The 13265-nt window shown below is 47.6% G+C and carries 12 protein-coding genes and 1 pseudogene; 8 read left to right on the forward strand and 5 right to left on the reverse strand.

The genetic code is table 11. The features are described from left to right. The first annotated feature begins 144 nt into the window (after positions 1-144). The 6 genes and pseudogenes from NYE43_RS21690 (at position 145) to NYE43_RS04025 (ending at position 5536) form a co-directional block, all read left to right on the forward strand. Positions 145-549: a methyl-accepting chemotaxis protein gene (locus NYE43_RS21690; protein WP_369888597.1), complete on the forward strand. Its 405-nt coding sequence runs from the start codon at positions 145-147 to the stop codon at positions 547-549. A gap of 134 nt (positions 550-683) precedes the next feature. Continuing rightward, positions 684-2573 (forward strand): ABC-F family ATP-binding cassette domain-containing protein, encoded by a 1890-nt coding sequence (locus tag NYE43_RS04005; protein ID WP_185848186.1) that lies wholly within the window; start codon positions 684-686, stop codon positions 2571-2573. A gap of 123 nt (positions 2574-2696) precedes the next feature. Next, entirely contained in the window at positions 2697-3143 is a 447-nt protein-coding gene (locus NYE43_RS04010; RefSeq protein ID WP_044163571.1) for a YfmQ family protein, read from the forward strand. 124 nt (positions 3144-3267) lie between these two features. Then, on the forward strand, positions 3268-3690 hold the full coding sequence (locus NYE43_RS04015) for a MerR family transcriptional regulator (protein WP_024120538.1): 423 nt from the start codon (positions 3268-3270) through the stop codon (positions 3688-3690). A gap of 65 nt (positions 3691-3755) precedes the next feature. Further along, positions 3756-4946, forward strand: coding sequence for an MFS transporter (locus NYE43_RS04020; protein WP_341060999.1), 1191 nt, complete (start codon positions 3756-3758; stop codon positions 4944-4946). A 436-nt stretch (positions 4947-5382) separates the two neighbouring features. Beyond that, a pseudogene (locus tag NYE43_RS04025) lies at positions 5383-5536 on the forward strand (hypothetical protein). Between the two features lie 120 nt (positions 5537-5656). Here the strand turns inward: NYE43_RS04025 and NYE43_RS04030 are convergent. Next, positions 5657-7213, reverse strand: a complete 1557-nt coding sequence (locus NYE43_RS04030; RefSeq protein ID WP_326323452.1) for an ABC-F family ATP-binding cassette domain-containing protein — start codon at positions 7211-7213, stop codon at positions 5657-5659. A gap of 171 nt (positions 7214-7384) precedes the next feature. Here NYE43_RS04030 and NYE43_RS04035 point away from each other — a divergent pair, with 171 nt between their 5' ends. Together NYE43_RS04035 and NYE43_RS04040 are read left to right on the forward strand one after the other, a co-directional pair. Then, positions 7385-8518: a DEAD/DEAH box helicase gene (locus tag NYE43_RS04035; protein ID WP_326323453.1), complete on the forward strand. Its 1134-nt coding sequence runs from the start codon at positions 7385-7387 to the stop codon at positions 8516-8518. 66 nt (positions 8519-8584) lie between these two features. Beyond that, positions 8585-9031, forward strand: a complete 447-nt coding sequence (locus tag NYE43_RS04040) for a GNAT family N-acetyltransferase (protein ID WP_326323454.1) — start codon at positions 8585-8587, stop codon at positions 9029-9031. 54 nt (positions 9032-9085) lie between these two features. Here the strand turns inward: NYE43_RS04040 and NYE43_RS04045 are convergent, their stop codons facing one another. The 4 genes from NYE43_RS04045 to fecD form a co-directional block, all read right to left on the reverse strand. After that, positions 9086-10105: an NADP-dependent oxidoreductase gene (locus NYE43_RS04045; RefSeq protein WP_341061006.1), complete on the reverse strand. Its 1020-nt coding sequence runs from the start codon at positions 10103-10105 to the stop codon at positions 9086-9088. Positions 10106-10387: 282 nt separating this feature from the next. After that, positions 10388-11185 carry a Fe(3+)-citrate ABC transporter ATP-binding protein YfmF gene (yfmF, locus tag NYE43_RS04050; protein ID WP_010333352.1) on the reverse strand — a complete coding sequence of 266 codons (798 nt, stop codon included), beginning with the start codon at positions 11183-11185 and terminating at the stop codon, positions 10388-10390. Positions 11186-11197: 12 nt separating this feature from the next. Beyond that, positions 11198-12199: a Fe(3+)-citrate ABC transporter permease YfmE gene (yfmE, locus tag NYE43_RS04055; protein WP_341061008.1), complete on the reverse strand. Its 1002-nt coding sequence runs from the start codon at positions 12197-12199 to the stop codon at positions 11198-11200. Further along, positions 12196-13197 carry a Fe(3+) dicitrate ABC transporter permease FecD gene (fecD, locus tag NYE43_RS04060; protein WP_101860587.1) on the reverse strand — a complete coding sequence of 334 codons (1002 nt, stop codon included), beginning with the start codon at positions 13195-13197 and terminating at the stop codon, positions 12196-12198. Before fecD ends, yfmE begins: the two co-directional genes overlap by 4 nt. Between the last annotated feature and the right edge of the window lie 68 nt (positions 13198-13265).

Genomic DNA, 13265 nt, shown 5'->3' on the forward strand with positions numbered 1-13265 from the left:
GTGATTGGGGGAGTGGGCCTCGGCACGAGTCTTGAGGAGTCCTCTAAGCTTCATGATGTAGCGGAAAGCTTATCGGCAGTTGTTGAACAAACGGCTGCGGCCATTTCCGATATTTCTGAATCAATTAACGGATTCTCATCGCAAATGTCGGGCATTTCCTCACAAGCGAAAAAGGTAAGCGAAAGCGCGGGAGAAATCGCTGATATTTCAGTAACCGTGAAAGGCATTTCTGACCAGAGCAATCTGCTCGGTTTAAATGCTGCGATTGAAGCCGCACGGGCAGGGGAGTCCGGAAAAGGATTTTCTGTCGTAGCGGATGAAATCAGAAAGCTTGCGACGCATTCGAAAGAAAATGTCGGCCAGATCGATCAGATCACGAAAAAAATCCACAGCCTGTTAAAAGGGCTAGAAGAATCGATTGAATCGATTAATCAGCATACTGACGGACAAGCCGCGGCTGTTGAACAGATTTCCGCCACGATGCAGGAGATCTCAGGCAGTGCGCAGCATCTCGCTAAAATGGCAGAAAAAGCGCTTGAAGAAGAGTAAGAGACTGGGGACAGAGTCCCCGGTCTTTTTTTCTGTCCGGTATTTCCATGAAATTTGTCTGCTCTTTTACTAGTTTTATTCCAGCGGCTGATTTAAAATGTACACATGAACTTACGTGAGGATTGATAGGAACCATGAGCATACTAAAAGCGGAGAACCTTTACAAAACATACGGAGATAAGACGTTATTTGACCATATCTCCTTTCATATTGAAGAGAATGAGAGAATCGGATTAATCGGGCCGAACGGCACCGGAAAATCAACGCTGCTGAAAGTGATTGCCGGCTTGGAATCTGTTGAAGAAGGCGACATCGCCAAATCCGGCAGCGTGCATGTTGAATTTCTTCATCAGGACCCGCAGCTGCCTGCTGGACAAACTGTACTGGAGCATATTTATTCCGGTGAATCGGCTGTCATGAGAACGCTCCGTGAATATGAAAAGGCGCTCTATGAACTGGGAGAAGACCCGGAAGATGAAAAACGCCAGAAACACCTGCTGGCTGCGCAGGCAAAAATGGATGCAAACAATGCGTGGGATGCGAATACCTTGGCGAAAACGGTGTTATCGAAGCTGGGAGTAACTGACGTGACAAAGCCTGTCAACGAGCTCTCAGGCGGACAGAAAAAACGGGTGGCGATTGCGAAAAACTTAATCCAGCCCGCCGACCTCCTGATCTTAGACGAGCCGACGAACCATTTGGATAATGAAACCATTGAATGGCTTGAAGGGTACTTGGCGCAATATCCAGGCGCCGTCATGCTGGTTACGCACGACAGGTACTTCTTAAACCGCGTGACAAACCGCATTTATGAGCTTGAACGAGGCAGTCTCTATACCTACAAAGGCAACTATGAAGTCTTTTTGGAAAAGCGCGCGGAACGGGAAGCGCAGGCCGAGCAAAAAGAAACGAAGCGGCAAAATCTGCTGCGCCGTGAACTGGCTTGGCTCAGACGCGGAGCGAAAGCACGCTCCACAAAACAAAAGGCGAGAATCGGCAGGGTAGAGTCGCTTAAGGAGCAGAAAGGCCCTCAGTCAGCCGGCTCGCTCGACTTTGCGATCGGCTCCCACCGTCTTGGAAAGCAAGTAATCGAAGCGGAGAACGTGATGATCGCTTATGGAGGAAACGTGCTTGTCGATCGATTCAATGAACTGGTTATACCAGGTGAACGAATCGGGATCATCGGGCCGAACGGCATTGGAAAAACAACACTGTTAAACAGCCTTGCCGGACGAATCACTCCTGACGGCGGGCATATTACGATCGGCCAAACAGTAAGAATCGGCTACTATACCCAGGATCACAGTGAAATGAACGGTGAGCTGAAGGTGATTGAATACATGAAAGAAACAGCGGAAGTCGTGAAAACAGAGGACGGCGATATCGTCACCGCTGAACAAATGCTTGAGCGCTTTCTCTTCCCGCGCTCCATGCAGCAAACCTATATCCGCAAGCTGTCCGGCGGAGAAAAGCGGCGCTTATACTTGCTTCAGGTTCTGATGCAGGAGCCAAATGTGCTGTTTCTCGATGAGCCGACGAACGACTTGGATACAGAAACGTTAAGCGTGCTTGAGGATTATATTGAACAGTTCCCTGGCGTTGTCATCACCGTATCCCATGACCGCTACTTCCTTGACCGCGTCGTAGACCGTTTGATTGTATTTGAAGGAAATGGCGTGATTTCACGGTTCCAAGGCTCCTACAGCGACTATATGGAGCAGGCCAAAGCGAAAAAAACGGCTGAAAAACCCGCAACAGAAATCAAACCGGCTGAAGCGGAACCGAAGAAAAAACGGAAAAAGCTTTCTTACAAAGATCAGCTTGAATGGGACGGCATTGAAGATAAAATTGCGGAGCTTGAAGAAAAGCATGAACAGCTCGAAGCGGATATCGCCGCGGCGGGCAGTGATTTCGGGAAAATTCAAGAGCTGATGGCCGAGCAGGCAAAAACAGCGGAAGAGCTTGAGACAGCGATGGATCGCTGGACGGAATTGTCCCTCATGATAGAAGAGCTGGAAAGCTAGAAAAGTGCGGCCGCAGCAGACCGCACTTTTTTTCACATAATGTACAAAAACGAAACGGCCAGCTTATGATAGGATGGAATTGTGTGTCAGCAGCACACGGAAAACTAACGGAGATGATGAAGTATGACATGGGCTATCGTGATGTTAATCCTCATGAGTCTGGTGAAAATCGTATTAACCTGCCTGCCAACAGGCGTCATAGAATGGCTGCTCAGCAAATTCGAGGTTCACGCCAAGCTGAACGACGAAGATGCTGTTCTCTCTCTAGATGGAAAACGGCTCGAGGGTGAAGAGAAAAGGCACATGATCGATCAATTTAACGAAGCTGTCTTCCTGGAGAAATATTATATTTACCCAGGCGACGAAGAGCGTTATTTATACCCTGAAAACGGCGGAACACCGCTCGTGATAGATACGAAAAAAGGCAAAAAAGATGTAAAGCTGTTTGTGTACAGCTACGATGACCATATCGATGTCGTGAAACAGTACAAGAAGAAGGTTATCGCGTATCGACTGCTTTCTGAAAGCATGCAAAAGCAGTCTTTGTCAGTGACAGGGAGCCTAGCTTAAAATAGGATAATGAAAGACGGGTGCTTTATGTACTCGTCTTTTTTATTATATTTCAAAACTTAACGTTTACGTTAAGGTCCAAAAGGTGTATAATAATAACAGAACAGGCGAAGGGGGATTTACCATGGAATGGATGAAGATTGATCAAGTTGCCAAAAGAAGCGGGCTTACAAAGCGGACCATTCGGTTTTATGAAGAAATCGGCTTGATTCCAGCACCGAAACGGACGGAAGGCGGCGTTAGACTTTATTCAGAGGATGATATGGAAGAGCTTGAGAAAGTGATCAGCACAAAGGAAGTGCTTGGCTTTTCCCTTCAGGAGCTTCAGCATTTCATGGAAACCAGCCGCCAGCTTGAGTTAAACAAAGAGGGGTATTTGTTGTCACTGGATCCAAAGGAACGGAAAGAGAAGCTGGAGGAAATTCAGGAAACGCTGAATCACCAGCTGGATTTGATTGATGAAAAAATCCGCACATTCCAAAGCTTTAAGGAACGTCTGCACGGGATGAAAGACAAAGCGGAGCATGCCATTCAATCAATCGAATAAAACGTTTGGTAAACGCTATTTTTGTAGCGTTTCTTTTAATGGAATAAAGATGGAGGTCAGATCAAATGGACAATACAAAACAAGTGAATCAGAAGACAGGTTTGCTGAATCAGCCGAAAGCTGTATGGGCTGTCGCGTTTGCCTGTGTGATTTCCTTTATGGGAATCGGGCTGGTCGATCCTATTCTTCCGGCGATTGCCGCACAATTACATGCTTCACCTAGTGAAGTATCACTCTTATTTACAAGTTATTTGCTCGTTACCGGATTTATGATGTTTTTCTCAGGAGCCATTTCCAGCAGGATCGGTGCAAAATGGACGTTAATTCTCGGACTTATTTTTATTATTATCTTTGCAGCGCTTGGCGGAAGTTCAAGCTCAATTGCTCAGCTTGTCGGCTATCGCGGCGGCTGGGGACTAGGTAATGCGTTATTTATTTCAACAGCGCTTGCGGTCATTGTCGGCGTGTCTGTCGGCGGCAGCGCTCAAGCGATTATTTTGTATGAGGCGGCGCTCGGACTGGGGATTTCCGTCGGACCGCTTGCAGGCGGAGAGCTTGGAAGCATTTCATGGCGTGCGCCGTTCTTCGGGGTATCTGTCCTGATGTTTATTGCGTTAATCGCCATTTCCTTGATGCTGCCGACATTGCCTAAACCGGCGAAGCGCGTTGGGGTATTTGACGCCATGAAGGCACTCAAATATAAAGGCCTTTTGACAATGGCGGTATCGGCTTTCTTATACAACTTTGGATTTTTTATTTTGCTCGCTTATTCTCCGTTCGTTCTGGATTTAGATGAACACGGCCTTGGATATGTTTTCTTTGGCTGGGGACTTCTGCTGGCGATTACGTCAGTCTTTACGGCGCCGATCGTGCACAAAGCGCTGGGTACAGTGCGTTCCTTGGTTGTTCTCTTTATCGCCTTTGCGGTCATTCTGATGATCATGGGCATCTGGACAGAGCATCAGGCGTTGATTATTACATGCATCGTTGTGGCCGGTGCTGTCCTTGGTATGGTCAACACGATCATGACAACAGCTGTCATGGGCTCTGCACCGGTTGAACGTTCAATCGCTTCTTCAGCCTACAGCTCAGTCCGCTTCATCGGCGGCGCGATCGCTCCGTGGATTGCGGGAATGCTGTCAGAACACTTCACAGCAAGCGCGCCGTATACAGTTGGCGGAATTGTCGTTCTTGTCGGTATGCTTGTGCTTCTGCTAGGTCGTAAACATCTTGCCGGAATTAAGGCAGGGCATTAATAACGAAAGACACTGCTAAGGTGCAGTGTCTTTTTTTATTTGCTTAATCTTCCCCTCATAATGGTATGAGCGTATTTCCCGTCAGATAGCCATTTATCATTTTTTTAACCCCTTCTATTATGAAGTGAAATGGCATGCAAGGATATGTTTTTAGTCTCGATTGAATCGGCTCACCATTTGCAATCGGTTATAATCTAATCATAATGGAATCGACGCGAGAAAGGACATCCAGATGACACAATTTTACTATTTAGCTGCTAAAACGCCTTTAGAAACCGGTTTTTTCAGTCAGCCCTCCGGCTACTCCCGGAAAGGGCATCCGCTCCGGTCAGGTATTAACGCGGCGGGCATTTATCTTGAGGAAGCCGAGAATGTGTCTGTGCATTTACGGTTGCCTTATCAAATAATAGTTCATGCTGAAGAGGGATCATTTGCCATGCATAAGGCAAAGCCTGACGCATATGACTTGAAGTGTTTACAGACGCTCTATCAATACATACACAGCATCATGAAAAACAGCTTTTCTGTCGAGTGGTTCACCGCATGGGCTGATGAGGAAGACCTTGAACTGTCTGCCAAAAAAGAGCTGATACTTGATGAATTCATATCGCCATTGCAGCTCATTTTAAAAGACAGAGAGCTTTTGAGAATCGTTCAGAAAAAATGGAAGTAAAAAACCCGCCCTTTACCAGGCGGGTTTTTTCGTAACATTAAAGCACTTTCGTCGTCCAAGACTCGCAGTTCCATGTTTCTGTCGCGATGTCCATATAGAAATCAGGCTCGTGAGAAATAAGAAGAATGGAGCCTTTGTATTCTTTGAGGGCGCGCTTGAGCTCTTCCTTGGCGTCGACATCCAAGTGGTTTGTCGGCTCATCGAGCACCAGCAGGTTGGTTTCCGAATTGATCAGCTTGCATAATCTGACCTTCGCTTTTTCGCCACCGCTTAATACGGAGACGCGGCTTTCGATATGTTTAGTCGTCAGTCCGCATTTTGCCAGAGCGGCGCGGATTTCATACTGCGTATACGAAGGGAATTCGCTCCAAACTTCTTCAATACACGTATTGTTGTTTGTTTCCTTGACCTCTTGCTCGAAATAGCCGGTAAAGAGGTGCTCGCCTCGTTCAACAGAGCCTTCGAGCGGCTGGATTTCGCCAAGCAGGCTTTTCAGCAATGTCGTTTTCCCGATCCCGTTTGCGCCGTAAAGGGCGATTTTTTGACCGCGCTCCATGCGGAGGTTCAGCGGACGTGAGAGCGGGGAATCGTAACCGATCACGAGATCCTTCGTTTCGAAAATCAGCTTTCCTGATGTTCTGGCCGGCTTGAAGTGGAATTCAGGCTTCGGTTTTTCCGCCGCCAGCTCAATCATATCCATCTTGTCGAGTTTCTTTTGGCGGGACATCGCCATGTTTCGCGTGCTGACCCGGGCTTTGTTGCGGGCAACAAAATCCTTCAGCTCTGCGACTTCCTGCTGCTGCTTTTTGTAGGCCGCTTCAAGCTGCTGTTTCTTCACCTCGTAGACTTCCATAAACTGATGATAGTCACCAACGTAGCGTGTCAGCTCCTGATTTTCTACATGATAAATCAGGTTGATGACACTGTTTAAGAACGGAATGTCATGGGAAATCAAGATGAACGCATTCTCGTACTCCTGCAGGTAGCGTTTCAGCCATTCGATATGCTGCTCATCAAGGTAGTTGGTCGGCTCATCGAGAAGCAGGATTTCCGGTTTTTCCAGAAGCAGCTTGGCGAGAAGCACTTTTGTGCGCTGTCCCCCACTCAGATCAGTAACGTCACGGTCAAGTCCGATATCACTCAAGCCGAGTCCGCGTGCAATTTCTTCCACTTTGGAATCAATCACATAAAAATCATTGTTCGTCAGCGAGTCTTGAATCACACCGACGTCTTCAAGAAGCTTTTCAAGCTCGTCAGGATCTGCTTCGCCCATTTTGTTATAAATCTCATTCATTTCTTCTTCCATTGCAAATAAATAATGGAATGCGTCTTTCAGCACATCACGGATGGATTTTCCTTTTTCAAGCACAGTATGCTGATCCAGATAGCCGACACGGACGTTTTTTGACCATTCGACTTTTCCTTCATCAGGCTCAAGCTTTCCGGTAATAATATTCATGAAGGTTGATTTTCCTTCACCGTTCGCGCCGATCAGACCGACGTGCTCGCCTTTTAAAAGACGGAAAGATACATTATTAAAAATGGCCCGGTCACCGAAGCCGTGGCTTAAGTCCTTTACAGATAAAATACTCATGTTTACACCTCTATCGTTTATCGAACACGCTGTATGGCGTGTATTTCTCACCTTTTGATTATAAAGGAGGAAGACGATTGTTGAAAGGCATAGGAAACAAAAAGAAAAATTGCGTTCCGCGCGCTGTTTTGAGATACTATGGAATAGATTTCAGGAATCGAGGAGAACAAAATGACGCAAACTTGGCCATTTTTACATAATGCACAATCATTTATCAAAGAAAATTGGAAAGCTTCAGGCTTTGAAAAGCCGACTCCTGTACAGGAGCAGGCGGCCCAACTCATCATGGAAGGTAAGGATGTCATCGCAGAATCGCCGACAGGAACAGGTAAGACGCTTGCCTACGCACTGCCGGTATTGGAGCGCATCAAACCTGATCAGAAGCATCCGCAGGCGGTGATTTTAGCACCTTCACGTGAGCTGGTGATGCAGATTTTTCAGGTGATTCAGGACTGGAAAACGGGATCAGAATTACGCGCAGTTTCCTTAATCGGCGGAGCGAATGTGAAAAAGCAGGTCGAAAAGCTGAAAAAGAATCATCCGCATATTATTGTCGGGACGCCGGGCAGGGTGTTTGAGCTGATTCAAGCGAAAAAACTCAAGATGCATGAAGTAAAAACGATCGTACTTGATGAAACCGATCAGCTTGTCCTGCCGGAGCATCGTGAAACGATCAAGCAAATCATTAAAACGACATTAAGAGACCGCCAGCTTCTTTGTTTTTCAGCCACGCTGAAGAAAGAAACAGAAGACGTGCTCCGCGACATGACGAAAGAGCCCGAGGTTTTGAAGGTAGAACGCAGCAAAGCGGAAGCGGGAAAAGTGAAGCATCAATACATCATCTGTGACCAGCGCGACAAAGTGAAGCTGCTGCAAAAGCTTTCAAGACTTCATGGCATGCAGGCGCTTGTGTTTGTGAGAGATATCGGTAACCTTAGTGTGTACGCGGAAAAGCTGGCGTACCATCATGTCGACCTTGGCATCCTTCACAGTGAGGCGAAGAAGATGGAGCGGGCGAAGATCATTAAAGCGTTTGAGCAGGGCGAGTTCCCGCTGCTTTTGGCAACTGACATTGCCGCGCGCGGTTTGGATATTGAAAACCTGCCATATGTGATCCACGCCGATATTCCTGATGAAGACAGCTATGTTCACAGGTCAGGACGAACAGGACGGGCTGGAAAAGAAGGGAACGTGCTGAGTCTTGTCACGCGTTTGGAAGAATCAAAGCTGAAGAAAATGGCGAAGAAACTTGGCGTGGAGCTGAGTGAAGCTGTTTATTCAGGCGGTAACCTGAATACGAAATAAAAGGAAGGGCGGAATCGCCCTTCCTTTTTGCTGTAAAATAAAAGAAAATAGGAGCGGGGTGAGGAGATGGCTTCGATAGACAGTTTTCGTTTTTTGAAGGAGTCTGAGCTGAATATTATTGAAAAGTGGTTTGAGAATGAGAATGTCAGGCAGAGAATGGATGGAATGCTGCCATTACATCAGTGGTACGACCGAGTGATTAATGATGCAAACAATGCTGTCATGATGGCATATGACCAACAGCTGCCGGCAGGGGTGGTCATCATTGAGTTCGTGGAGGATAAGGCGTATATTGGATTGATCGTAAATCCTCAGCGTCATCTTCAAGGTTATGGGAAAACGATATTACGTAAATTTATTGATGATTCCAATTTTGCGAGGGTAAGTGAATGGGCTGCCTGCATTGAAGAAGACAATCAAATCAGTTTATCCTGTTTTAAAGCAGCCGGGTTTACGTCGGTAGAAACAGAACCGGATGAAGATGGATTTTTTACTTTGACTCTTCGTCATTGACGTATTCTCAAAAATAAAAGGAGGGTGGAAAGCCCTCCTTTTTTTGGTATAATCTCAGCTTTGATCACTGATTTTGATCAGCTGTTTTCCTTTATTTTCTCCTTTAAATAAGCCAAGAAATGCGTCCGGAATGTTTTCGAAGCCTTCAGTAATCGTTTCCTCATAATGAAGCTTTCCGTCTCTCAGCCATTCCGCCAGCTGTTTTGCACCTTCAGGAAAACGGTCGGCGTAGTCGCTTACGATAAACCCTTGCATCAGCGCCTTCGTTTTGATCAGCTTGGATTGGACGCGAGGGCCCATGTCATCCGCTTCGTTTTCAGCGTTGTAGGAAGAAATGGCGCCGCACACAGGGATACGGGCAAACTCATTGAGGAGGTTCATGACCGCATCTGAAATCGGCCCGCCGACATTGTCAAAATACACATCGACACCGTTCGGACAAGCGTCAGCAAGCGCTTGTTGAATATCATCTGCAGTTTTGTAATTAATCGCTTCGTCAAATTGCAGTTCATTCTTTAAGTAGTCAATTTTGTCATCAGAGCCTGCGATACCGACGACGTGTGCTCCCTTGATTTTGGCGATCTGTCCGACAGCGGAACCGACAGCCCCTGCAGCTCCGGAGACAACCACAGTTTCGCCTTCTTTCGGGCGGCCGATGTCCAGCAGGCCGAAATATGCCGTCAAACCGGTCATTCCCAGGATGCCGAGATACGCTGAAGCAGGAGCGAGACTTGTATCAATTTTTCGCACGGCGGACTCGGTGACAGCGGAATATTCCTGCCAGTTCAGGTTTCCGATTACGATTTCTCCTTGTTTCAGCTTATCTCCGTCTGACACGACTTCAGCAATGACACCGCCTGACAGCGCTTCGTCTAAGGCAAATGGCTCTACGTATGACTTCGTGTCTTGCATTCGTCCGCGCATGTAAGGATCGACTGACACATAGAGTGTTTTGACAAGCACCTCACCTTGCTTCGGCTCAGGAACGGGGATCGTTTCAAAGCGGAAATCTTCGTGAACGGGTACCCCTTGCGGACGTCTTGCTAATTGAATCTGCTGTTGAGCTGTTGTCATATTCATCCTCCTATCATTTGATTGACACCAATGTAACATGGACAAGTGATGAAATACAAAAAGTAAGCCGCATAAAAAAAGGAGAGGTGGATTCCTCTCTTTTACAGCGTGTCGAAAAATCAGAACTGTGCGCCGGTGCTCACGAATTTACCCTCCGATGCTCGTCCTTTCTAGATTTCAAGGGTTTTCTATCACACTGAAAGGATGACAAAAAGCTCAAAACGATAACTGTTTTGAGCTTTTGTCAACAATCTGAAAGAAGAGGTATCCTCTCCTTTTTCATCACGTCCGTAATTTTGGGCATAGTCCCATCGGCAGGCACATCGGCTTCTGGTCGATCGGGCTTCTCATGATGCAGCATTCCAAGCCGAAGACTTCCCGGAAAAACGGCTGGGTAAAGACGTCTTCCGGCGTTCCGGCATTGTAGATTTTTCCGTCCAGTACGCTGATCAGATAGTCAGCATATTGAGCGGCTTGGTTTAAGTCGTGAAGCACCATGACAACTGTGCGTCCATGATCCCGGTTCAGCTTTTTCAGCAGCTCCAGCACCTCAATTTGGTGAGAGATGTCCAAGTAAGTGGTCGGTTCATCGAGCAAGAGCAAATCAGTGCCTTGTGCAAGCGCCATGGAAATCCAGGCTCTTTGTCTTTGACCGCCTGAAAGGGCATCAAGTGTCCGGTCCTTCAGCTCATTCATCCCGGTTGCGTCAAGCGCCCACTCTACCATATCATGATCCTCTTGTGTATGCTTGGATAACAGTTTTTTATGAGGATGTCTGCCGAAATAGCATAGTTCCTGTACCGTCAATCCTTCAGGCGCCTGAGGAGACTGAGGAAGAATCGCCAGCTTTTTAGCCACTTCTTTGGACGGCTGGCGATGAATATCTTTTCCTTCTAATAGGACCGTGCCGCTTTTTGGGGCCATCAGCCTGGCAAGCGATTTGAGGATTGTTGATTTTCCGCAGCCGTTGGCGCCGATGAGCACAGTGATTTTTCCTTCTTCAATCTTTAAATCGACTCCGTCAATAATCACTGTGCTGTCATATGAAAGAGTGAGCTGGTCTGCAGCCAGTTTTCCCATGGTATCCTCTCCCTACTGTTTCCTCGCTTCGAATTTCAATAAATATAAAAAATAAGGCGCGCCGATCACAGCTGTCAATATTCCGGCGGGTATCTCAACCGGAGGTATGATGCCGCGTCCTAATGTATCTGCGATTAGTAATATAATAGCACCGATTAATGCCGATGCAGGCAGTAAATATTTAGCTTTTTCTCCGGCAAGCCTTCTGGCGATATGCGGAGCAAGCAGCCCGATAAAACCGATTGATCCGACGACGGCTACACAGCTCCCCGCCAGTGCAACTGCGGTGAAAATCAGGATGAATCTCAGCCGGTTTGCGTTTTCGCCGAGACCCTGCGCTAGCTCATCTCCGAGTGACATCAGATCCAGCTTCGGAACGAGGATGCAGACAATCGGCAAAAGGACAAGCAGCCATGGCGCAAGGAGCTTGACTTCTTCCCAGTTTCTCCCCCAGAGGCTGCCTGTCAGCCAAATGAGCGCTGCATTAACGTCCCCCGGAAATTTGACCATCATATATTGCATGCCGGCGTGGCAGACCGCGCCTAAGGCAATGCCTGATAAAGCCAATGATGAGGGCTGAATGCTTTTTTTGCGGGCTATCATTAATAATACTACAGCAATAATGGCTGCTCCGGCAAATGCGGAGAACGGCAGCACGTAGACCGGAGACTCAGGAAAAATGAGAATAACGGCCATGGCGGCCAGTCCGGACCCTTTTGAAATTCCGACAACGTCCGGAGACGCAAGGGGATTTCGGATGACACCCTGCAAAATGGCTCCGGCAGCGGCAAGCCCGGCGCCTGCCAGAATCGCCAGTATAATGCGGGGGAGCCGGTACTGCTGAATAATAAACTCGAAGGAATGATCCATCCCTAACAGATTCGTAACCACCGCATCAGGTGAAATATACAATGCCCCGAAGCCGATGCTGATCACGGACAGCACTAGCAAGATGACAGCCAATATAAGGATGGCCAGCAAGGGGCGTTTTTGTTTTCTGGTTGATTTCTTCATTTCAGATTTCGCCCTTTCCTTGCTAAATATAAGAAAAATGGTGTGCCGATAATGGCGGTGACAATGCCGACCGGGGATTCATAAGGGAATGCAATCCATCTGGCCAGGACATCTGCGTACACCAATAAGATGGCGCCGAACAGCGCTGAAAAAGGCAGCACATACTTGTAATTTTCTCCGATCAGCTTGCGGACGATATGCGGGACGAGCAGCCCGACAAAGCCGATTGGGCCGGCAACCGCTACAGAAGCGCCGGATAGAATTAAAATGATAAAGCTGATCAGAATCCGCATGCCGTTCATGTTTTGCCCGAGTCCTTTTGCTGTTTCATCACCGAGACCGAGAACAGAAACGGGACCTGAAAACACAAGGGCAAGTCCAATGCCGATGACAGAAAACGGGGCAATGGTCATGACGTCCTGCCAATTGCTGCCGTCAATCGCACCCGTCATCCAATACAGCACATCCTCTCCCGACTCATTTAAAATAATAATCGCCTGTGTCATGGAGGACAGGAACAAATGCACCGCCATTCCTGACAGCGCCAGTTTGACAGGTGTCATTCCGCCGGAAGAGGCAATCATATACACAATTGCGCCGCCTGCCGCCGCACCTGCAAAAGCGAACACAACCGAAGAGTAGGACGACGCCGGCAGAATGACGAGAGAAGCAACGACAAACAGCGATGCACCCGCATTCACACCGAAAATTTGAGGTGAAGCCAGAGGATTTCTTGTCATGGCCTGCATCAGTGCCCCTGCTACAGCCAGGCTGGCGCCGACGAAAACGCCGATTAATGTGCGGGGGAGGCGAAGAGTAGAGATAATAAGCTGTTCTTTTGATCCGTCCCATACAAAAAGATATGTCAAAGCATCAATGATGCCGATGTCTGAGGCGCCTACTGAGAGATTCAGCCCAAGCCCGAAAATAAGGATGATCAGTGCAATGGTAAAAACCATCAATCTTGATGATGAGCGCCGTTTGGCTGAGTAATACAACAGTCTCACTTCCTTACTGCGTCTGTTTGCAAAAACGAAGAAGCAAGGATTCTCCTCGCTTCTCTTTT

Source organism: Bacillus sp. FSL R5-0434 (assembly GCF_038004745.1).
GTDB lineage: Bacteria > Bacillota > Bacilli > Bacillales > Bacillaceae > Bacillus > Bacillus halotolerans.

Coding starts and splice junctions, on each gene's coding strand:
- NYE43_RS21690 (WP_369888597.1), top strand. CDS start 145: ATGTCGGGCATTTCCTCACAAGCGAAAAAGGTAAGCGAAAGCGCGGGA.
- NYE43_RS04005 (WP_185848186.1), top strand. CDS start 684: ATGAGCATACTAAAAGCGGAGAACCTTTACAAAACATACGGAGATAAG.
- NYE43_RS04010 (WP_044163571.1), top strand. CDS start 2,697: ATGACATGGGCTATCGTGATGTTAATCCTCATGAGTCTGGTGAAAATC.
- NYE43_RS04015 (WP_024120538.1), top strand. CDS start 3,268: ATGGAATGGATGAAGATTGATCAAGTTGCCAAAAGAAGCGGGCTTACA.
- NYE43_RS04020 (WP_341060999.1), top strand. CDS start 3,756: ATGGACAATACAAAACAAGTGAATCAGAAGACAGGTTTGCTGAATCAG.
- NYE43_RS04030 (WP_326323452.1), bottom strand. CDS start 7,213: ATGAGTATTTTATCTGTAAAGGACTTAAGCCACGGCTTCGGTGACCGG.
- NYE43_RS04035 (WP_326323453.1), top strand. CDS start 7,385: ATGACGCAAACTTGGCCATTTTTACATAATGCACAATCATTTATCAAA.
- NYE43_RS04040 (WP_326323454.1), top strand. CDS start 8,585: ATGGCTTCGATAGACAGTTTTCGTTTTTTGAAGGAGTCTGAGCTGAAT.
- NYE43_RS04045 (WP_341061006.1), bottom strand. CDS start 10,105: ATGACAACAGCTCAACAGCAGATTCAATTAGCAAGACGTCCGCAAGGG.
- yfmF (WP_010333352.1), bottom strand. CDS start 11,185: ATGGGAAAACTGGCTGCAGACCAGCTCACTCTTTCATATGACAGCACA.
- yfmE (WP_341061008.1), bottom strand. CDS start 12,199: ATGAAGAAATCAACCAGAAAACAAAAACGCCCCTTGCTGGCCATCCTT.